16 protein-coding genes and 1 riboswitch are annotated in these 19,406 nt (G+C 63.9%); of the genes, 9 read left to right on the top strand and 7 right to left on the bottom strand.

Annotation, left to right across the window (positions count from 1 at the left end):
* Window positions 1-9: 9 nt before the first annotated feature.
* Window positions 10-1,161, bottom strand: a complete 1,152-nt coding sequence (argE, locus tag HJD22_RS16900; protein ID WP_208655933.1) for an acetylornithine deacetylase — start codon at window positions 1,159-1,161, stop codon at window positions 10-12.
* Window positions 1,162-1,282: 121 nt separating this feature from the next.
* On the bottom strand, window positions 1,283-2,260 hold the full coding sequence (locus HJD22_RS16895; RefSeq protein ID WP_248730306.1) for a LysR family transcriptional regulator: 978 nt from the start codon (window positions 2,258-2,260) through the stop codon (window positions 1,283-1,285).
* Window positions 2,258-2,356: riboswitch (glycine riboswitch) on the top strand. (Overlaps the previous gene by 3 nt.)
* A gap of 158 nt (window positions 2,357-2,514) precedes the next feature.
* Here HJD22_RS16895 and HJD22_RS16890 point away from each other — a divergent pair.
* The 4 genes from HJD22_RS16890 (at window position 2,515) to HJD22_RS16875 (ending at window position 6,966) form a co-directional block, all read left to right on the top strand.
* The gene (locus tag HJD22_RS16890; RefSeq protein WP_208655935.1) at window positions 2,515-3,765 is read left to right on the top strand and encodes a D-amino acid dehydrogenase; all 1,251 of its coding nucleotides are present in this window, start codon (window positions 2,515-2,517) and stop codon (window positions 3,763-3,765) included.
* A gap of 195 nt (window positions 3,766-3,960) precedes the next feature.
* Window positions 3,961-4,173, top strand: a complete 213-nt coding sequence (locus tag HJD22_RS16885) for a hypothetical protein (protein ID WP_208655936.1) — start codon at window positions 3,961-3,963, stop codon at window positions 4,171-4,173.
* Window positions 4,166-5,629 carry a sodium:solute symporter gene (locus HJD22_RS16880; protein ID WP_208655937.1) on the top strand — a complete coding sequence of 488 codons (1,464 nt, stop codon included), beginning with the start codon at window positions 4,166-4,168 and terminating at the stop codon, window positions 5,627-5,629. The genes HJD22_RS16885 and HJD22_RS16880 overlap by 8 nt, the downstream gene beginning before the upstream one ends.
* A 17-nt stretch (window positions 5,630-5,646) precedes the next feature.
* On the top strand, window positions 5,647-6,966 hold the full coding sequence (locus HJD22_RS16875; RefSeq protein ID WP_208655939.1) for an amidohydrolase: 1,320 nt from the start codon (window positions 5,647-5,649) through the stop codon (window positions 6,964-6,966).
* A 47-nt stretch (window positions 6,967-7,013) separates the two neighbouring features.
* Here HJD22_RS16875 and HJD22_RS16870 read toward each other — a convergent pair whose 3' ends face one another.
* Together HJD22_RS16870 and HJD22_RS16865 are read right to left on the bottom strand one after the other, a co-directional pair.
* Window positions 7,014-10,322 carry an AAA family ATPase gene (locus tag HJD22_RS16870; protein ID WP_208655941.1) on the bottom strand — a complete coding sequence of 1,103 codons (3,309 nt, stop codon included), beginning with the start codon at window positions 10,320-10,322 and terminating at the stop codon, window positions 7,014-7,016.
* Window positions 10,319-11,602, bottom strand: a complete 1,284-nt coding sequence (locus HJD22_RS16865) for an exonuclease SbcCD subunit D C-terminal domain-containing protein (protein ID WP_208655942.1) — start codon at window positions 11,600-11,602, stop codon at window positions 10,319-10,321. Before HJD22_RS16865 ends, HJD22_RS16870 begins: the two co-directional genes overlap by 4 nt.
* A 126-nt stretch (window positions 11,603-11,728) precedes the next feature.
* Between HJD22_RS16865 and nfi the strand changes: the two genes are divergently transcribed.
* Window positions 11,729-12,439, top strand: a complete 711-nt coding sequence (gene nfi, locus HJD22_RS16860; RefSeq protein WP_208655943.1) for a deoxyribonuclease V — start codon at window positions 11,729-11,731, stop codon at window positions 12,437-12,439.
* 9 nt (window positions 12,440-12,448) lie between these two features.
* Here the strand turns inward: nfi and HJD22_RS16855 are convergent, their stop codons facing one another.
* Window positions 12,449-13,318 (bottom strand): aldo/keto reductase, encoded by an 870-nt coding sequence (locus HJD22_RS16855; protein ID WP_208656915.1) that lies wholly within the window; start codon window positions 13,316-13,318, stop codon window positions 12,449-12,451.
* Between the two features lie 161 nt (window positions 13,319-13,479).
* Here HJD22_RS16855 and HJD22_RS16850 point away from each other — a divergent pair, with 161 nt between their 5' ends.
* From HJD22_RS16850 to HJD22_RS16840, 3 genes are all read left to right on the top strand, one after another.
* Window positions 13,480-14,031, top strand: a complete 552-nt coding sequence (locus HJD22_RS16850; protein ID WP_208655945.1) for a DUF1415 domain-containing protein — start codon at window positions 13,480-13,482, stop codon at window positions 14,029-14,031.
* Window positions 14,032-14,095: 64 nt separating this feature from the next.
* The gene (gene tpx / locus HJD22_RS16845; RefSeq protein ID WP_208655946.1) at window positions 14,096-14,596 is read left to right on the top strand and encodes a thiol peroxidase; all 501 of its coding nucleotides are present in this window, start codon (window positions 14,096-14,098) and stop codon (window positions 14,594-14,596) included.
* Between the two features lie 93 nt (window positions 14,597-14,689).
* Complete coding sequence (locus HJD22_RS16840) at window positions 14,690-15,121, top strand: OsmC family protein (RefSeq protein ID WP_208655947.1); 432 nt, start codon at window positions 14,690-14,692, stop codon at window positions 15,119-15,121.
* A gap of 47 nt (window positions 15,122-15,168) precedes the next feature.
* On the opposite strand, the gene HJD22_RS16835 is transcribed toward HJD22_RS16840, so the two are convergent.
* A complete protein-coding gene (locus HJD22_RS16835; protein ID WP_208655948.1) occupies window positions 15,169-15,855 on the bottom strand; it encodes a gamma-glutamyl-gamma-aminobutyrate hydrolase family protein in 687 nt (228 codons plus the stop codon).
* Between the two features lie 8 nt (window positions 15,856-15,863).
* Window positions 15,864-16,871, bottom strand: a complete 1,008-nt coding sequence (locus HJD22_RS16830; protein ID WP_208655949.1) for an amidoligase family protein — start codon at window positions 16,869-16,871, stop codon at window positions 15,864-15,866.
* Window positions 16,872-17,046: 175 nt separating this feature from the next.
* Here HJD22_RS16830 and HJD22_RS16825 point away from each other — a divergent pair, with 175 nt between their 5' ends.
* On the top strand, window positions 17,047-19,395 hold the full coding sequence (locus HJD22_RS16825) for a mechanosensitive ion channel family protein (RefSeq protein WP_208655950.1): 2,349 nt from the start codon (window positions 17,047-17,049) through the stop codon (window positions 19,393-19,395).
* Window positions 19,396-19,406: the final 11 nt, after the last annotated feature.

Genomic DNA, 19,406 nt, shown 5'->3' with positions numbered 1-19,406 from the left:
CAATGAGGATTAGTCTTTTAACCGCTCGCCCAGTGCCTGCATGAAACGGCTTCCTGCGTCGAGCTGATCGATCTCGATGTACTCGTCGGGCTGATGTGCCTGGCCGATGCTGCCGGGGCCGCAGATCACTGTTGCCAGCCCCGCGCGCTGGAATTGGCCGGCTTCGGTGGCGTAGGCCACCGCCTCGCTAGGGCGCTCGCCAAGCAGCTCGTGGCACAGCGACAGGGCAGCGGCATTGTCGTAGTCGGCGAGTGCCGGCACGGTCTCGGTCAACTGCTCGGTATGGATGCCGGCATCGGGGGCGCGACCCTTGAACTCCACCTCCAGCGTTTCGGCATAGGCGGTGAAGCGGCCGATCAGCTCATCGAAGCTGTCCTGGGGCAGGTGACGGATCTCCCAATCGAACTGACACTCGCGGGCCATGATGTTGACCGCCGTGCCGCCCTGGATCTTGCCGACATGCAGGCTCGAGTGAGCGACATTGAACGCCTCGGCGACACGTCCCTCGGCCTTCAGCTCGGCCATGATGTCCTCGATCTTGGTGACCAGCCGCGCCGCAACGTGGATTGCCGAAACCCCCTGGTTGACCTGGCTCGAATGGGCGGCGCGGCCAGTGACGGTGGTGCGCAAGTTGGTGATGCCCTTCTGGGCCACCACCGGCGCCATCAGCGTCGGCTCGCCGACGATCACCGCCGCCGGGCGCGGTTGGTCGGCGATCAGCCGCTCGATCATGCGCGGAGCCCCCAGGCAGCCGATCTCCTCGTCGTAGGAGAAGGCCAGGAAAATCGGCCGGTGCAGCGTCTGTTTCACCCAGTTCGGCACTTCGGCCAGGGCGCAGGCGATAAATCCCTTCATGTCGCAACTGCCACGGCCGTAGAGACGCCCGTCGCCCTTGTCGGCCAGCGTGAATGGATCGCTCCTCCACGGCTGGCCCTCCACCGGCACCACGTCGGTGTGCCCCGACAGCACCACGCCCCCCTCAACGGCCGGGCCGATGCGCGCCAGCAGGTTGGCCTTGCTGCCGTCATCGTTCTCGATGCGCCAATGCGGCACGCCATGATCGTCGAGATAAGCCTCGACCCACTCGATCAGCGCAAGGTTGGAATCGCGGGATACGGTAGGGAAGCCCACCAGGCGGTCGAGCAGTTCCACGGCAGTCATGGCACACTCCTTAGGTCGCTTTTTCAACAGCCTATCATGGCCGGGCAAGCACGGTGTGATGCTTGGGCACTCTATCTCCGTTACAGGTCTGACCCGCTGCTCCTATGAACAGGTGGATTTTTTAAAGAACGTTATCAACCAGTTTTATCAGATTCTGGAGAGCGGGGGACTCATTGGTCTTGCGCCAGGCCATCCATAACGGCATATCGCATGCGTCAAGCGCCTTTATCCGCAAAAAACGAATGCCAGGCATGGGATGACAGCTACTCGCCGAGGGGACGATGGCGATACCCAGCCCGGCGGCCACCATGCTGAGGATAGTGATGTTGTCCGCCCCGTACTGGACGACACGAGGCTCGAACTGCAAACGCTGGAAGTGGGCCACCATACGGTCGTAATAGGCGGGAGAGGCGCTACGAAATCCCCAGACGAAATCGGCATGCTTCACTTCTTCGAGCGTTCGCGGTGGTGCTTTCGCCCATACGGATGCCTCCGGTACGGCCAGGATCAAATGATCATGCTGAAGCGGTCGGGTTTCGAGCCCCGGCTGGTCTGCGTTATCGAGATAGAGGATGCCGGCATCCAGCGTGTCTTCCCTCAGGCGATCGAGTTGAGGGCCGGAAAGTAGCGGAAAGACCTCGAAGGCGACATGGGGATAGCGTTGCCGGTAGCTGCCCAGCAGTTCGGCAACCTGGGGTACCCAGAGATGGGTCACGGTAATTCCCAGGCTCAGCTTGCCAGTCAGGCCGCTGCCCAGCGCCGTCAGACGAGCCTTGATCTGGGTACGTGCATCCAGAAGGACGATGGCCTCTTCATAAAGCGCCCGACCTGCGAGCGTCAATTGCATGCCTCGGGCGTGCCGATCAAACAGCCGGGCCTGCAAATCCTCTTCCAACAGTTTGATCTGTCGCGTCAGCGCTGGCTGAGCCACATGGACTTGCCGGCTGGCAGCCGAGATGGAGCCTGCCTCCACGATGGCTACGAAGTAGCTGAGTTGACGAAACTCCATACGCAGATCGATACCGGAATTAGATAGCTGCCATTCATTATTGATATTTTCTTTATGATGTCTAGGCGCGCGATAGTAGTTCCATTGCACGTGATAGTGGGAGAGATCGTTTCACCGATCGGTGAAAGCGACGCCGAAGGAGCAACAGCCCCGGAACCTCTCAGGCAAAAGGACCGCTATCACCAGACCATTCCGAAGAGTTGCCGGCGTCAGCGTCCGTCGGCACACCGAAGGAGCAAGCGGCCGCCTCCAAGGCAGCACGTGAATCTCTCAGGTTCCATGACGGAAGGGGTGCTGCCTGTCATCTCGATGGGTAGCAGAACCCGACGTCCCTGGAGATTACGATGAAAAGAGTAGCCGTTATCGGTGGAGGCATCACCGGTGTCACCACCGCCTACACCCTGGCCAAGCGTGGCTTGCAGGTCACCCTGTACGAAAAGCATCGCTACGCGGCCATGGAAACCTCCTATGCCAACGGTGGGCAATTGTCAGCCTCGAATGCCGAGGTCTGGACGCATTGGCCTACCGTGATCAAGGGCCTCAAGTGGATGCTGCGTCGTGATGCGCCGCTGCTGGTCAATCCCAAGCCCTCCTGGCACAAGCTCAGTTGGTTTGCCGAATTCATTGCAGCTATTCCCAGCTATGAGCAAAACACTGCCGAGACGGCACGGCTTGCGATTGCCGCGCGTGACCATCTGTTTCAGTGGGCCAAGGATGAGAGCATCGACTTCGATCTGAAGCGGCAGGGCATCTTGCACATCTACCGCGACAAGGCCGGCTTCGACCATGCGGCTCGGGTGTCCCGGTTGCTCGCGGCAGGTGGCCTTGAGCGTCGGGCGGTGACACCCGAGGAGATGCGTGCCATCGAACCGACTCTGGCCGGCCACTATTACGGTGGCTTCTTCACCGAAAGTGACTCGACGGGGGATATCCACAAATTCACCCATGGGTTGGCAGCAGCCATTGAACGCCACGGAGTCACCACGCTCTACGGGCATGACGTGCGCGATGTCAGAGCCGACTCGGAAGGCGCCACGATCACCTCCCATGATGGCAATGAGGTGATGCATCAGTCCTTCGATAGCCTCGTGATCTGTGCCGGTGTCGTCAGTCGGGCATTGGCTGCCCGACTGGGAGACCGCGTCAACATCTATCCGGTCAAAGGGTACTCGATTACGGTTCACCTCGACCGTCCCTCCTGCCGCCAGTCAGCGCCGACGGTAAGTCTGCTGGATGACGAGACGAAGCTGGTGACGAGCCGCCTGGGTGATGAGCGTTTCCGAGTCGCGGGGACGGCGGAGTTCAATGGTAACAACCGTGATATCCGTGAAGACCGGATCCGGCCGTTGATCGATTGGGTGGAGCAGTGCTTCCCCGGAGTCTGCACGCGCCGGGTCGTTCCCTGGGCGGGCCTGAGGCCGATGATGCCGAACATGATGCCGCGGGTAGGGCGCGGGCGCCTCCCTACCGTGTTCTATAACACGGGCCATGGCCACCTGGGATGGACATTGTCGGCGGTCACGGCGGAAATGGTCGCCGATGCCGTCATGACAGAAGCGGCTTCTGATTCGCGGCCTGTCGCTAGACCTTCCTGAACGTCATTGATGCAGGCTGGCAACGTTGCTTTTTTCAACCCTCCGTTTCCGCGGAGGGTGCACGAATGAGCATGCTCTCCCATACCGAACTGATATGGAAGCCATCTAAAAGACATATTTTTTCGATCGACGCATCTGTTTCATAGTCAAGCTACAACCCATAACAAGACTCGCTTCGGCGAGCTGGACTTCCTCATGACCAAGACCTACCACCTCCTGACGGGGTTGCACTTCGCGCTCTGTACCCTGGCGATGATCTGGCCTGGCGCCCTGATCGCCAACCGCATCGAGCCCACCGTGCTGGGGCTTCCCTTCCTGTTCTTCTGGTACATCCTGTGGATGCTGGTACTGTTTGCCGGCATGTGGGTGGCCTTCGTGATCCGTCATGGAGGTGACCGTCATGACTGATTCATTGATCGTGGTCGGCATCACCCTGACCTATCTCGCCGCAGTGCTCTGGGTGGGCCTACGCGCCAGCGGCCAACAGAGCTCCAGCCTTGAAGGCTACGTGGCGGGCGGCCGTCACGTCGGCGTGGTGATCCTGTTCTTTATCCTCGGCGCCGAGATATTCTCCGCCTTTGCCTTCTTGGGCGCTCCCGGCTGGGCTTACCAGCACGGTTCGCCGGCCTTCTATATCCTCGCCTACCTGGCCTTGATACCAATCACCATCTGGACCCTGGGACCGCGGGTGGCGGAGCTCGGTCGTCAAAAGGGCTACCTGACCCAGGGTGACATGATCGCCGACCACTACCAGAGCAAGCCGCTGGGCATACTGGCGGGGGTGATCGGCGTGCTGGCGCTGGTGCCTTATCTGACCATCCAGATCGCCGGGGCCGGCCTGCTGTTCCAAGCCGCCACCGACGGGCTGATTCCGTTCTGGCTCGGCGCCCTGCTGGCATTCTTGGTGGTCGCGGCGTACGTCTTCTGCAGTGGATTGAGCGGCATCGGTTGGACCAACCTCGTTCAAGGCATCATGATGATTGCCATCGCCTGGTTTCTGGGCCTGGCCATCCCCGAGCGCCTCTATGGCGGTGTGGGCGAGATGTTTGCCCAATTGCAGCAGGCTGCGCCCGAGTATCTGACCATGCCCGGCGCTACCGGCATGAACTGGGGCTATTTCAGCACGGCGGTGCTAGTCAGCGCCTTTGGCGGCGCCATGTGGCCCCATCTGTTCATGAAGTTCTACTCCGCCGACAGTGGCCGAACGCTGCGCAAGGTCAGTGTCTTCTATCCGCTCTATGCCTACCTGCTGGTGCCGCTGCTGTTCATCGGTTTCGCCGGTATCCTGGTGTTTGCCGACGAGCCCCTCGCACGCTCCGATACCGTGCTGCTGCGCATGGTCATGGACGTGGCCAATTTCTCGCCGTGGGTCATCGGCCTGATGCTCTCCGGTGCACTGGCGGCGGCCATGTCCACCGGTGCCAACCTGGCCCATACCGCCGCCATCGTACTGGTGCGCGATGTGCTCGGTCCTACCGTGATGAAAGGGGCCAGCGAGAAGGCCGCCGTGAGCGTGACGCGTTGGAGCGTGCTGGGTCTGTCGCTGGTGGCCTACCTGTTTGCACTGGGCAATCCCGCCTCGCTGGTGCTGTTGCTGCTGGGTGCCTATGGCTTGATCGTTCAGTTGTTCCCCATGGTGCTCGGTGCCCTGTTCCTGCCACGGTTGCGTCGTGCCAGCGTCATGGCGGGTGCCTTGGTGGGAAGCCTTGCCTACCTGGCGATGGAGTTTCTCTGGGCTTCGCCGCTGGGCTGGCATGCCGGTGTCTGGGCCATGTTGCTCAATGTAGGCATCGTGGCGGCCTGGCAGGGGCTCTTCAAACCCGCCCGCAATGGACAGGTTCTGTCCTGCAGCACCAGCCAATGATTCCTATGGAGGCAAAGATGACGACCGTAGCCAATGGAGTGGATCTCCCAGGGGCGATTCGCGCCCAGGTGGAAGCAAGCTTCGAGGATATTCAGGCGCTTTATCGCCAGCTGCATCAGTACCCTGAGCTTCCCTTCCATGAGTTTAAGACCAGTGAGCGGCTCGCCGAGGCGCTGGAGCGTCTCGGCTACGAGGTGACTCGCGGCGTGGGTGGGACCGGCGTCGTCGCTCTGCTGCGAAACGGCGAGGGGGCCAGCGTGATGCTGCGCGGTGACATGGATGCGCTGCCGATCAAGGAGGAGACCAGGCTCGATTTTGCCAGCCGGGAAACCGCCGTCGCAGAGGATGGCAGCACGGTACCCTTGATGCATGCCTGTGGCCACGACCTGCACAGCAGCTGTGTGGTCGGAGCCGCCAGTGTAATGTCGGCGCTCAAGGAGCACTGGAGCGGCACCTTGATGCTGGTGTGCCAGCCGGCCGAGGAGATCTTCGGGGGCGCCAGGGCGATGCTCGACGATGGACTCTATGAGCGCTTTGCTCGCCCGGACGTGGTGCTGGGACAGCACAACATGCCGGCGCTGGCGGGCACGGTCGGGCATATCGCCGGCCGTGCCATGGCTGCCTGCACCAACCTGGCGGTGACCATCCACGGCGACGGCGGCCATGGCTCCATGCCCGCCCAGACGGTGGATCCGGTGGTGATCGCCGCCCATGTGGTCACCCGATTGCAGACCATCGTTTCCCGTGAAGTACCGCCGGAAGAGACCGTGGTAGTCACTGTCGGCAAGCTGCATGCCGGCACTCAGGCCAATATCATTCCCCACTCGGCTGAGCTCGAGATCAACGTTCGCAGCTTCGACAACGCTCTGCATCGGCAGGTGGTGGCCGCCATCGAACGCATCGTCCGCGCCGAGTGCGAGGCCGGGCGTTCGCCGAAGCCACCGGCGTTTCGAGTGCTCAATGAGACCATCGCCCTGAACAACGATCCTACGGCAGTTAGTCATGTGCGCCAGGCCCATGCCCAGCACTTCGGCGAGGCGTGCTTGTATGAGATGCCGCGCCTGAACGGCAGTGAGGACTTCCCCTTCTTTGGCAATGCAGAAGCCGCTGGTTTCGGCGGCGAGGACATCCCCTACGTCTACTGGTTCATCGGTGCCACGCCAGAATCACGTTGGGTGGAGACGCCGGGGACAAGCGTTGCCGAGAAGATGCGCCACTTGGATATGCCGCACTCTCCTTATTACTTCCCGGGCAACCCCATGACCCTGAGAACCGGCATCGAGGCCATGACGGCCGGTGCTCTCTCTTTCCTGAGTGCGGGGAGCGCCCGCGAGTGATAAAACTTTGCTCCCGGCGGAAGCAGCCGATGACCTGAGCGGTGCGCTCATTGGCTGGTGATACGCGCGCGGCTCGTCCCGTTGCCCAGCGGTTCCACCTGGATCTGCACCGGGATGCGCTCGTGCATCTCCTGCACATGGGAGATCACCCCAACGCGACGGCCCAGAGCCTGCAGGCCATCCAGCGCTTCCATGGCGAGTGCCAGCGACTGCGGGTCCAGGCTGCCGAAGCCTTCGTCGATGAACAGCGATTCGATGACGAGTTCGCCGGAGGCCATGGAGGCGAGCCCCAGGGCCAGCGCCAGGGAGACCAGAAAAGTCTCGCCGCCGGAGAGCGAGTGCACCGAGCGGCGCTCATCGCCCATGTCGTGATCGACCACCAGCAGGCCCAGCGGCGTGCCGCCTCGGGCGAGCCGATAGCGTCGGCTGAGGCCGGCCAGGTGAAGGTTGGCGTGCTCCAGCAACTGCTCCAGATTGTAGACTTGGGCGATGCGGCGAAACGCCTTGCCGTCGGCGGAGCCGATCAGCTCGCTGATACGCCCCCAGCGCACGTACTCGGCTCGGGCGGCTTCCAGTTCGGCCTGGCCGTGTTGCTGGCGCGCCCGGCGGCGGTCGTCGTCGCGTAGCGCATGGGCGGCTTCGTCGCGAGCCTGTTGGGTGGCCTCGAGTTGCGGGGCGAGGGCATCCCGTTGATCCATCATCCCCTGACGGCGGCGCTCGATCTCATGCTCGACTGCCTCGCCCAGCAGCGCTGCGTTGTCGGCATTTGGTTCATCGGCCAGGCCTTGGTCGCGACGATGCTGCAATAGCGCCTGGCGTCGCTCGGCGAGGCTCGCCTCACTGCGCTGGCGTGCCTCGTCGGCGTCGTTCAGTTCGCGCTCCTGCTGTCTGGCATCTTCGTCCGATTGCGCCAGTAGCCGGGCCAGGCCGGCATCGTCGAGTTGCGGGTGGGCGCGGCGCCACTCGGCGAGCTCACGCGTCAGCGTGTCGCGCTCCTGCGTGAGGCTCTCGATGCGTTGCGCTTCATGTATCGCTTGTTGAGCGAGCCGGGCCTGGTCGCGCTCGGCTGCATGGCACTGCTCGATGGCGCTGTCCCGCGCCTGGCGAGCGGCTTCTTGGCGCGTGTCGAGATGTTGCTGCCAGGCATCCGCCGAAGGATGCTCGCCGAGCAGTGACGCGAGCTGATATTTGGCCTCATCATGCGCCTGGCGTAGCGGCGGCAACTGGGCCGCGAGACGCGCTCGCTCCTGTTCGAGCCCGCTACGCTGAGTGTCGAGCTGGGCAAGCGTGAGTTCACTCTGGCGCTGCGACTCCTGTAGCGGTGCCAGCTCGTTTTCGGCGCGGGTCAGCGTTTGTAGCGCCTGCTCGGCTTGTCTCCTCTCGGCATCGCTCGCCTGGCGCTGTTGTGTCAGCCAGGCGTCGTATTCGGCCGTGTCGATGGCGGCAAGCTCGGCATGCAGCGCATGAGTGGCAAGCGTATTCCTCGCTTCCGCCAGACGCCGTTCGACCTCCTGGCGCTCCTGCTGGCACTGTGCCAGTGTGGTCGTGACGGCACGATATTCGCCGAGAAGGGCATTCAGTGTCTGCTGGGCCTGATCGCGTGCCTGCTTGGTCTGTTCCAGCTGACGCTCCTCCTCGGCCTGCTGGGCAACGAGTTGCGCGGCCTCGTGCGAAGGCGGCGGTTGGTGGCGCCAAGGGTGGTCATGGCCGCCACAGACCGGGCAGGGCCCGCCCTCATGCAGCAGTTGGCGCAGCTCGAGCACACTTTCGCTGCGCGCGGCGCGATTGCGCTCGATGAAAGCACTCAGCGTGCGATAGCGCCGCTCCTGTTCGTCGTGGTGCCGGCGCGCGGTCTTGCCTTGGGTTTTCAATTGCGCCAGGTGAGCTTTGTCGTCTTGCAGCCGCTGAGTGACATGTCGATGCGCCTGCTCGGCGCGGCAGGCCTCCCGCCAGCAAGCGCTCAGCTCATTCAGCGCCAGGCTGCGCCTAGCGGCCTGGTCAAGCGCGTGCTGCAGTGCCTGACGTGCATCGCCGAGCTGGTGGTGGTCGCCCATCAACTGGTGCAAAGCGGCCTGCTGCGTGTCGCGCCGCTGCTCGAGTGCCTGCTGGGTCTGTCGGGCCTGGTGTCGCTCATGCTCCACCCTGTTGGCTTGTTGATGGCGTTCTTCCTGGGTCTTTATAAGCTCGGCCAGCTGCTTTTCGTAGGTGGCGAGCGCCTGGTCATGGGTGCGCGCCTGGCGCAGCGCAGGCTCGGCGCGCTGTCTGGCCTGCTGCGCATCGGCCAGGCATCGATCCGCCTGCTCCCGATGCTTTTCGACACTTTTCTGCTTGGCGTTGGCCGCCTCCAGTGCCTGACGCGTGTTGGCGTGGATTGTCTCGAGCGCGACGATCTCACCGGGTAATTCGGTCTGGCGCGTCAGCCGATGACGCTGGGGAGCGATCAGGTTGCGATATTCACGATCGGTGCGCAGTGAAGCCAGGGCGTGCCAGCGTGTCTCGGCCTCGTTCAGTTGCCGGCACCCTTCGGCGTGGGCTGCCTGCAGGCGAGCATCGTCGCCGTGCCAACGCTGCTGAGTCTTGAGCGACTCCTCACGGGTTTTCAGGTAAGTGAGTGCTTGCTGGGTGGCCTCGGCCTCACGCTCCAGTCCGGCGCGGGACTCGGGCTCGGCGGGCAGGCCGTCGGCAAGCTTGGTCTCGAGGGCGTCGACGCACTTTCTCGCCTCGCTGGCGCGGCGATAGGCAGCGATGGAGATCCGCGAGTATTCATGAGTGCCGGTCAGACGTTCGAGCAGGTCGCTGCGCTCGTTGTCATCGGCCTTGAGGAAGGCGGCGAACTCGCTCTGGGCAAGCAGTACGGCGCGGGTGAACTGCTCGAAGTTCAGTCCCAGCCTCTCGGGCAGCAGACGGTCGAACTCGCGCTTCTGGGTGGTGAGCAGGCGCTGGTCTTCGAGGTCGGAGAGTGACTGCTCGACCGCTTGCAGGCGCCCACTGGCCTTCTCGCGAGCGCGACGCACGGCCCAGCGGGCCCGATAACGTCGGCCGTCGCGGCCCAGGAAGTCGACTTCGGCGTGGCCCTGGGCGGTGCCGCGGCGAAGTAGCGTGCGCGGATCGGCGGTGCTGACCGTCTCGCCTTCCACATCGGGCAGCGGGGCATCGCGACCGGGGGCCTGACGCAGCCGCGGCGTATTGCCGTAGAGCGCCAGGCACAGAGCGTCGAGCAGGGTGCTCTTGCCGGCTCCGGTGGGGCCGGTGATGGCGAATAGGCCAACGTCACGCAGCGGCGGGGCGCTGAAGTCGAGCTCCAGCGGGCCGGGCAGGGAGGCGAGGTTCTGCAAGCGCAGGGCAAGGATCTTCATGCCGATGCCTCCCCGTTCGGGCGTTCCTCGTCATCGTCATCCAGCACCTCCTGTCGCAGCCGGTCGAAATCGGCCATGACCTCGTCGATGGGCGGTTCTCCCCAGCGCGCCTGCCAGGTGCGCTCGAAGAGCGTTTTCGGGCCTAGGGATTCCAGGTTGACGCGTTGTGGGGCGCTGTCAGTGTCGATTTTAGGTAGCTGGCGTTCCAGGCGCAGCAGGCGCAGCGCCTTGCCCTCCAGCGCGGCCTCCACCCGGGCGCGCAGGTCGGGTACCGGCGCCGAGAGCGTGACGCGCACCTCGAGCCAGGGCCACCGCTCCCGGGGTAACATCTGGTCGGGCGCCAGGGCCTCGAGTTCGGCCAGCACCTCATCCAGGCCGGCGGGGCCGATGCGCTGCATGGCAATGGTGCGGGGTACCGCAATTGCCTCTGCTTTCATCAGCGATTCGCCCTTGAGCGTGACCTCGACCACCTGGTGCGGGTAGCTCACTTCGCTGAAATCCAACGGCAACGGACTGCCGCTGTAGCGGATTCGCGCCTCGCTGACCTGCTGGGGGCGGTGCAGATGGCCGAGTGCCACGTAGGCGATGTCCGCAGGGAACAGGCTGGCGGAGAGCGACTCCTCACCGCCGATCACGATGGGACGCTCGCTCGCCTCGGAGACGGCCGCGCCGCGCAGGTGAGCATGACTCATGGCGACCAGCGCTTGGCCGGGAGCGCGCCGCTCGCGGGCGGCAGCGATCAGCTGTTCATGTACGCGGCTGATGCCGGCCACGTAATGGTTACCGCGCTCGCTTTCGTTGTCATCGCTTGGCGTCAGGCCGTGACCGGTGACCTCGGCGGGGCGCAGGAAGGGCAACGCCAGGCACCAGGCACAGGTCTCTCCCTCGGCATCGGTCAGGGGTACCAATAGACGTTCGGCGTCGAGGGTGCCGTCGTCGCACCACTGCACACGGCCCAGGGCATGCGTGTTGAGGCGTCGCATCAAGGGTGCGGGCAGTTCGATGCGGTTGCCGCTGTCGTGGTTGCCGGCGGTCATCACGATATCCAGCTGCGGCAGACGGCGATGTGCGGCGACGATGAAGTCGTAGAGCAGCTCCTGGGCCCTCATCGACGGGTTGACCACATCGAAGACATCGCCGGCCACCAGCAGAGCATCGGCGCGGCGCTTGGCGAGCGTCTCCAGCAGCCAATCGAGAAAGGCGCGATGTTCGACATGGCGCTCCTGGCCATGGAAGGTCTGGCCCAGGTGCCAGTCGGCGGTATGAATCAGCGTAAGCACGGCGTTCAAGGCTCAACGGAAAATGTCTGCGCCGATGATACACGATCCGGGAAGAGGCCCGGGTTGGGATGACGCGTCCGAGGGCCTAAACTGGGAGGCTCACAGCCGTTACGCAAGGATGCCTAGATGACGCCTCTGCATGAATGGACGCCCACGCCGGAAACGGCAATTGCCCTGCAACGCGAGCTGGCCCCGCGCATCGAGCGCGAGGACCGGATCGGCAACGTCTCGCGCATTGCCGGGGTGGATATCGGTTTCGAGGAAGAGGGAACGATCACTCGCGCAGCAGTGGTGCTGCTCGACTGGCCGTCGCTCACCCCGCTCGAGCAGGTGGTCCACCGCGAGCCGACGCGGATGCCCTATATCCCCGGGCTGCTGTCGTTTCGCGAGATTCCCGCCGCGCTCGACGCGTTCGCCAAGCTCTCCATGACACCTGAACTGGTGATGGTCGACGGCCAGGGCATCGCCCACCCACGGCGGTTGGGGGTGGCCTCGCACCTGGGGCTGTGGCTCGATCTGCCGACCATTGGTGTTGCCAAGTCGATCCTGTGCGGTCGCCATGACGAGGTGCCCGAGCAGCGCGGCGGATGGACACCGCTGCGTCACCGCGGCGAGACCATCGGCGTTGCACTGCGCAGCCGCGAGAAAGTCAAGCCGGTGTTCGTGTCGCTGGGGCATCGCATTAGCCTGGAGAGCTCGATCGAATGGGTGGTGCGCTGCCTGGGCAAGACCAAGCTGCCCGAACCGACGCGCCTGGCCGATCGGCTTGCCTCGCGGCGCGACCAGAAGCGAGTGAAGGCAGCTCCTGCCGGCTCGCTCTTCGATTCGCTCTCCTAGGCCTGCGCGTCAGATGATATCGAGCGGCACGTCGTGATCCGGGGCGGGGAATGCCGCCTCGAGCCGTTCGATCACCTCGTCGTCCAGCACGATATCCAGGGCACGGGCATTCTGTTCGACATGCTCGCTTCTGACCGCCTTGGGAATCGCGATTACATCGCGCTGCCCAGCGACGGGGCGAATCGACCAGGCGAGCAGCAATTGCGCCGGGGTAATGCCAAGGCTGGATGCCATCTCCAGCACGTCGGCATCGGTCATCAGCTCATCGCGTAGCCGGCCGCCCTGGGCAATGGGGCTATAGGCCATGATCGGCATGCCATGCTCGCGCATCCAGGGGCGCAGGCGCCGCTCGATGCCGCGCGAGCCCAGGTGGTAAAGCACCTGGTTGGTGGCGCACTCGCTGGCGCCCGGCACGGCATGCAGCGCGGCCATGGCGTCGGCATCGAAGTTGGAGACACCGAAGCGCTTGACCTTACCCTGTTCCTGCAAGCGCTCGAAGGCCTCGAGTGTCTCCTCGAGGGCAATATTGCCCGGCCAGTGCAGCAGGTAGAGGTCGAGATGATCGGTGCCCAGCCGCTTCAAGCTGCGTTCGCACGCCTCGATGGCGCTAGTGCGGCCGGCATTCCACGGGTAGACCTTGGAGACCAGGAATGCCTGGTCGCGGCGGCCAAGAAGCGCCTCGCCAACCACCGTTTCGGCACCGCCCTCGGCATACATCTCGGCGGTGTCGATCAGCCTCATGCCAAGCTCGAGCCCCTGCTGCAGGGCGCGTACCTCGTCACGGTTAGCCGTCATGTCCTCGCCCATGTGCCAGGTGCCCTGGCCGATGGCCGGTAGGGTCACGTCGGGCTGGCTGACGGTAGCAGGTAGGGTGACCATGGTGGCAAGGGGGGCGCTGGCGTCGGACGACATGGATGGCCTCATGGTGCTTCGATGATAATGAAAAGGAGTTTCATGAATGCTGAACCAGCCTCGAGCGCTTTGCAATGCGCCTTACGGGCAAGGCCACTATACTGTCGGCCACCCCCCAGGAGCTTGTCATGGAACCCCTCATGCGCTGTCTTGCCGCTACCCAGGCTTGGGTCGAGACCTTCGTAGTGAAGCATGGTATCTGCCCCTTCGCCGCTCGCGAAGTGGCCGCCCAGCGGATCCGGTATCGTGCCGTCTCGGCCAATGACTGGAGCGAGACGTTGCTTGCCCTGCTCGAGGAGTGCCGCCGGCTCGACGAGGATAGCGAGGTCGAGACCACGCTGCTGGTATTGAGTGAGGGGAGCGATGACTTCGATGACTACCTTGACCTATTGGGCGTGGCCGAGGATCTGCTCGCCGACCAGGGGTACGACGGCATCTACCAGCTGGCGAGCTTCCATCCCGATTATCGTTTCGAGGGGGGCGCCGAGGATGACGAGAGCCACTACACCAATCGCTCGCCGTGGCCGATGTTGCATCTGCTGCGTGAAGCGAGCCTGACCCGCGTGCTGGAACACTACCCCGATCCGGAAAGCATTCCTGAGCGAAACATTGCCCTGATGCATGAGCTGGGCCGGGAAACACTGGAGCGTCGCTTGGCGACGCTCAAGATGCTTGGCTGATCGGGCCTTGCCAAACGCTGTCATCGCCCGCATAACAGGGGTTCCCTCGACAGCAGGAGCGATCATGAAACAGGTAACCCGTGGCGGCACCCCGGTGGACGTGGCTGGCGATTTTCCCACACCGGACACGCAAGCCCCCGCCCTGACGCTGACCGACCAGGAGCTGCAGGACGTGACCCTTGCCGACTACGCCGGCAAGCGCAAGGTGCTCAATATCATCCCAAGCGTCGATACGCCGACTTGCGCCATGTCGACGCGCAAGTTCAACGAGCTTGCCTCGTCGCTTGCCAATACCGTGGTACTGGTCGTCTCCGCCGACCTGCCCTTTGCGGCCAAGCGCTTCTGCGGTGCCGAGGGGCTGGATGACGTGATCACCCTGTCGACGTTCCGCCATCCCGAGTTCCATCGCGATTACGGCGTGGCACTCTCCAGCGGGCCGATGGCTGGGTTGACGGCGCGGGCGGTGGTGGTCATCGATGAAAACGATCAAGTGATCTACAGTCAATTGGTGGACGAGATCAAACACGAACCGGATTACGATGCGGCGCTGGCCGCGCTAACCTGACGGTTCGCGTTCTGTTCATTCGATTGGTCGTGACTCGATTGATCATGGCGTGGTAACACGTCGTTTTGCCAGGAAAATACCCAAGGAGACGCAATGAGCATCATCAAGAAGGCTTCCGCGCACTGGGAAGGTGATCTTAAGCAAGGCAAGGGCACGGTCTCCACCGAGAGCGGAGTGCTCGATGCCAATCCCTATGGTTTCAACACGCGCTTCGAGGGGCAGCCGGGGACCAACCCTGAGGAGTTGATTGGCGCGGCTCACGCCAGCTGCTACTCCATGGCGCTGTCGATGATACTGGGTGAGGCGGGCATGACCGCCGAGAGCATCGTTACCCAGGCGAGCGTCACCCTGGAGAAGGGTGACGAGGGATTCAGCGTGACGGCCATCCATCTCGAGACGCGGGTCAAGATCCCCGGCGCCGACCAGGCGGCATTCGACGATGCGGCCAACAAGGCCAAGGAGGGGTGCCCGATCTCCAAGCTGTTCAAGGCCGAGATCACCCTGGATGCCACGCTGGAGAGCTGAGCCGGTGTCAGCCTCTTCGATATCAGCGACCGCCTTCGGGCGGTCGCTTACGTTTGGCGCGATGTCGACGAGGCGACGCGAGAGGCCTCGACCAGCGCACGTATCAGGCGCTGCTGGGGGCGGTTGAAGATCAGCCACTCGGGGTGCCACTGCACGCCGAGCAGGAAGGCGTGCTCGCGGGACTCGATTCCCTGCACCAGCCCATCGCGGTCGCGGGCGACGATCTCGATCCCGCGCCCCGCCTGTTGCACGGCCTGATGGTGCAGGCTGTTGATGCGACACCAACTGACCTCGAGGATACGGTGCAGCTGGCTGTCGGCGACGATATCCACGGTCTTGCGGGGCAGCACCGTGCGACGCCGCTTGAGGCCCTGGTGCGTGGTATAGATGTCGCTGTCCAGAGTGCCGCCGAGATAGACGTTGATCAACTGGGCGCCGCGACAGATGCCCAGCACCGGGCAGCCACGCGGAATGAAGCGCTCAAGCAGCTCGAGCTCCAGCTGGTCGCGCTGCGGGTCGACGCGGACGTCGAGCTGCACCTCGCCGCCATAGAGCCGCGCTTCGATGTCGTCGCCGCCGCCGATGATCAGTCCGTCGAGATACTCTGGCTTGGCGCGGGAGGGCGACAGGCGCAGCGGGCGACCGCCATGGCGCCACACCGCCAGCCAGTCGAAAAACCAGGCAATCAAGCTCTTGCGATCCGAGGTGGTGATGCCGATCAGTGGGCGAGACATGCCACTCCTTAGGATTCTTTCATCCACCCGCGCATCCTGTCGAGCCAGCGGGTGAGGGGCGATTGGAGATGGTGGTCGAGATAGTGCCTGGCCTGCTCCTCGAGACGCGGGGTGTCCGCTGCCAGCCGCTCGACCTCGAGCCACAGGTTCCACTCCATGGCTGCCCCCCAGGCGGGGTTGGAGAGCTGGGCGTTGGGCAGGCGGTAATGGAAGGTGGGGCGCGGCTTGACCAGAGCATTGCGCATGACCGGATGTGGAAAGCCGGGGCGCAGGTAGGCGAAGAGCGGGAACAGGTCCAGCTCGCGGTTGCGCGTCGGGTTGTGCTCGATGTAGTCGCCGATCAGCGTGTCCAGGTCGGGGCGATAGGCGGGATCGAACACCTTCAGGGCATAGACCTTGGGAAAGGGATTGGCATGCGGCAGCACTTCCCGGGTGATATCGACATCGATCTCGTGACGCAGCCACTCGCCCAGCAGCAGGTAAGCGCGCAGATAGGCGAGGATCGTGTCGATCTCGAAACTCGGCACCTCTGGGTTGAGATGCAGGCCGAAACCATAGAGCAGGCTGGCATCGGTGCCCTTGGCGCCATGCACGCGCAGCGCGTCGAACAGTACGTCGAGCTCGTCGAGCTCGTTCCAGGGAACCGGCGGGCAGACGATCTCGGTGGGGACCAGGCCGGCCACCACTTCGCCGATCAGCTCGCGTGTCTTGTTATGCAGATCGACGCGTATCTGGTGGCGTTGGCGGCGCCATTGAGCGTCGCTGCCGAGTGGCTTGTCGATCACCTTGGCATCGGGGTGCACGTACTGAGAATCGAGCTCGATATGGAAGCTTCCCCAGCGGGTGCCCTCCACTTTCATGCGGTGGGGGCCGAGCACGCTGATCTGGCCGCCGAACTGCATGCACACGAGATGAGCGGCATCCGTCGGTGAGATACCGGCGAACTCGATCTCAACGCCGACTCGGCGCGTGTTGCCCTCATGGTTGGATGAAACCGGAGGCGGTAGGGGTTCCATACGGGCTCCCGAGCCAGTGCGACCAAAGCGTTACCCTAGCATAGTGGAAGTCAGCATAGTGGTCGTCTCGACAGCTTTCGAATCGCTAGCGGTGCCTCCGGGATTGTGCAACTAGCCTTTACCCCATGCGTCGGTCTATGCAGACTTGTCTGATTCAACTCACATGGAGGGATTCATGCCCCGATTATCGATTGTGGTGGCTGGCCAGGGACGAGCGCTTGTCATGCTGCTGTGGGGCCTGATGCTGATATGGGTGGCGATGCCGCTGCATGCTCAGACGTCGCCGCTGGTGGGCTTGACGGGCGGTGGCGAAGAGGAGGCTGAGCAGCACGATCCTCAGGCCTTCCAGCGCTCCCTCGAGGAGGTCATTGCCACACTCGAGAGTGCCGAGCGGCGTGACGCCCTGCTGGAGAATCTGCGCGATCTGCAGCAGACCTCGGCACAGGCCGAGGAGCAGGGTTTCGAGATGCCTCGCCAGGGGCTGTTGGGGGCGATTGCCGATACCTTCAGCGAGTTCGGCGACCAGACCGAGGCTGGTCAGAGTCCGCTGAATATCTGGCAACAGCAGATAGACCAGGCGCTGGACGAGGGTGCGGCCCTGCTATCGGCGGCCAGTTACAGCGAGCTTGTGCGAGTGGTGATCGATGCGGCGATCACGGCAGGTGCCTGGGTGGGAATGGTGATCCTGTTGATGGGAGGCGGTCGACTGCTGGCCAAGCGCCGCGACTGGCCTTTGACATTGCCGCGCGAACCGCGCGCCTGGATGGTGGCGGTCCATTTCCTGCGCCGAGTCGTGCCCTGGGGCCTGGCCTTTGCGCTGATACTGGCAGCGGTGCAGTTCGTCGAGGTAGGCCCCGGGCATATCCTGGGCCTGGTATTTGCCTATGTCGCGTTGTGCGGTCGCCTGCTTTCGGTGGTGCTCGACATCCTGTTCTCGGTCTTCACCCGCGGCCATCGCTATGTGGCGGTGCTGCATCTGCGCCAACGAGCGCTGCGGCGCTTCTTCGCCATCGGCGCCCTGGTGGCGCTGGCCGACGCGCTGGAGTCGATACGCATGATCGAGCTGCTCGGCGAGGATCTCGCGGTGCTGCTGTCGGTGTTCTCCAACATCCTGGCGGCACTGCTCGCCGGTAGTTTCGTGCTGCGCTTCAAGCGACCGGTCAAGCATTTGATCAGCAACCGACCCTACTTCCAGCGCAAGCGGGCCAGTGCCACCGATGAGATGATTCGCGTCGTCGGGGGGCTGTGGCATGTGCCCGCGCTGCTGCTGGTCGTCGCTTCGCTGCTGGCGATGTTCGTCTCGGTGGGCGATGCCGGAGGCGCCTTGACCCGGGCGCTGATCTCCGCCTCGCTGCTGGTGCTGACCCTGGTGATCACCGGGCTGATCCGCCGCTACAGCGAAACCGTGATCCAGCGCAGGCGTATCTCGCAGTACCGCAAGCGCCTGCAGCGCTTCGGCTATGCGCTGGCGCACCTGTTCTGCTGGATCGCCTTCGCCGAGCTCTCCGCTCAACTGTGGGGCGGGTCGCTGATCGGCATCGGCCAGCAAGGCGTGGCCAGTGCGCGTATCGGCCAGGCGCTGCTGGCGGTGGGCTTTACCGTTCTGCTGGCCTGGCTTGCCTGGATCTTTGCCGATACCGCCATCCAGCGGGCGCTGACCTCATCGGCGCGGGTGCGTGGCCGGCGTGTCAACAACGCGCGCGCGCAGACCATCACGCCGCTGATCCGCAACGTGATATTTGCCACCATCGTGGTGATCGCCAGCATCGTCGGCCTGGCCAATCTGGGCGTCAATGTCACGCCGCTGCTGGCCGGTGCCGGGGTGATTGGCCTGGCGGTCGGCTTCGGCGCGCAGACGCTGGTGCAGGATCTGATCACCGGGGTCTTCATCCTCATCGAGGATTCGCTGGCCATCGACGACTTCGTCAACCTGGGCGGCCACATGGGTACCGTCGAGGGGTTGACCATGCGCACGGTGCGCCTGCGCGACCTGGATGGCATCCTGCACATCATCACCTTCAGCCAGATCACCTCGATCCACAACATGTCGCGCCAGTTCGGCATCGCCCTGATGCGCCTGCGCGTCCCGCACTCGATGAAGATCGACGATGCCATCGCGCTGGTGCGCGAGGTTGCCGACGAGCTGCGCCAGGACCCGATGATGCGCCACCACATCTGGTCGCCGCTGGAGCTGCAGGGCGTCGACCGCTTCGAGGAAGGCGCGGCGGTACTGCGCATGCGCATGCGTACCGCGCCGGTGATGCAGTGGGATGTGTCGCGGGCCTTCAACCTGCGCTTCAAGCAGCGCATGGAAGCCGAGGGGCTGGACATGGCGATGCCGCGCATGAGCATCCAGATGGAGGCTGCCACCGGAGACGAGGTCGACAAGGCGTCAGCAGAGACGACAGGTGGCGGTGGCATGCACGACAGCGCCGGGCGAGGGCCTGGAGAGGCCGGCATCGCCGATCCCGGCCGCAGAACCAGCGCGAGCGGAGGCTCACCGGAGCCTGATCCAGGCCGCTAGGGGACGCATGG

The organism is Halomonas sp. TA22 (genome assembly GCF_013009075.1).
Lineage (GTDB): Bacteria > Pseudomonadota > Gammaproteobacteria > Pseudomonadales > Halomonadaceae > TA22.
This window is presented reverse-complemented; position numbering and strand designations above follow the sequence as displayed.

Coding starts and splice junctions, on each gene's coding strand:
- argE (WP_208655933.1), bottom strand. CDS start 1,161: ATGACTGCCGTGGAACTGCTCGACCGCCTGGTGGGCTTCCCTACCGTA.
- HJD22_RS16890 (WP_208655935.1), top strand. CDS start 2,515: ATGAAAAGAGTAGCCGTTATCGGTGGAGGCATCACCGGTGTCACCACC.
- HJD22_RS16885 (WP_208655936.1), top strand. CDS start 3,961: ATGACCAAGACCTACCACCTCCTGACGGGGTTGCACTTCGCGCTCTGT.
- HJD22_RS16880 (WP_208655937.1), top strand. CDS start 4,166: ATGACTGATTCATTGATCGTGGTCGGCATCACCCTGACCTATCTCGCC.
- HJD22_RS16875 (WP_208655939.1), top strand. CDS start 5,647: ATGACGACCGTAGCCAATGGAGTGGATCTCCCAGGGGCGATTCGCGCC.
- HJD22_RS16870 (WP_208655941.1), bottom strand. CDS start 10,322: ATGAAGATCCTTGCCCTGCGCTTGCAGAACCTCGCCTCCCTGCCCGGC.
- nfi (WP_208655943.1), top strand. CDS start 11,729: ATGACGCCTCTGCATGAATGGACGCCCACGCCGGAAACGGCAATTGCC.
- HJD22_RS16855 (WP_208656915.1), bottom strand. CDS start 13,318: ATGGTCACCCTACCTGCTACCGTCAGCCAGCCCGACGTGACCCTACCG.
- HJD22_RS16850 (WP_208655945.1), top strand. CDS start 13,480: ATGGAACCCCTCATGCGCTGTCTTGCCGCTACCCAGGCTTGGGTCGAG.
- tpx (WP_208655946.1), top strand. CDS start 14,096: ATGAAACAGGTAACCCGTGGCGGCACCCCGGTGGACGTGGCTGGCGAT.
- HJD22_RS16840 (WP_208655947.1), top strand. CDS start 14,690: ATGAGCATCATCAAGAAGGCTTCCGCGCACTGGGAAGGTGATCTTAAG.
- HJD22_RS16835 (WP_208655948.1), bottom strand. CDS start 15,855: ATGTCTCGCCCACTGATCGGCATCACCACCTCGGATCGCAAGAGCTTG.
- HJD22_RS16830 (WP_208655949.1), bottom strand. CDS start 16,871: ATGGAACCCCTACCGCCTCCGGTTTCATCCAACCATGAGGGCAACACG.
- HJD22_RS16825 (WP_208655950.1), top strand. CDS start 17,047: ATGCCCCGATTATCGATTGTGGTGGCTGGCCAGGGACGAGCGCTTGTC.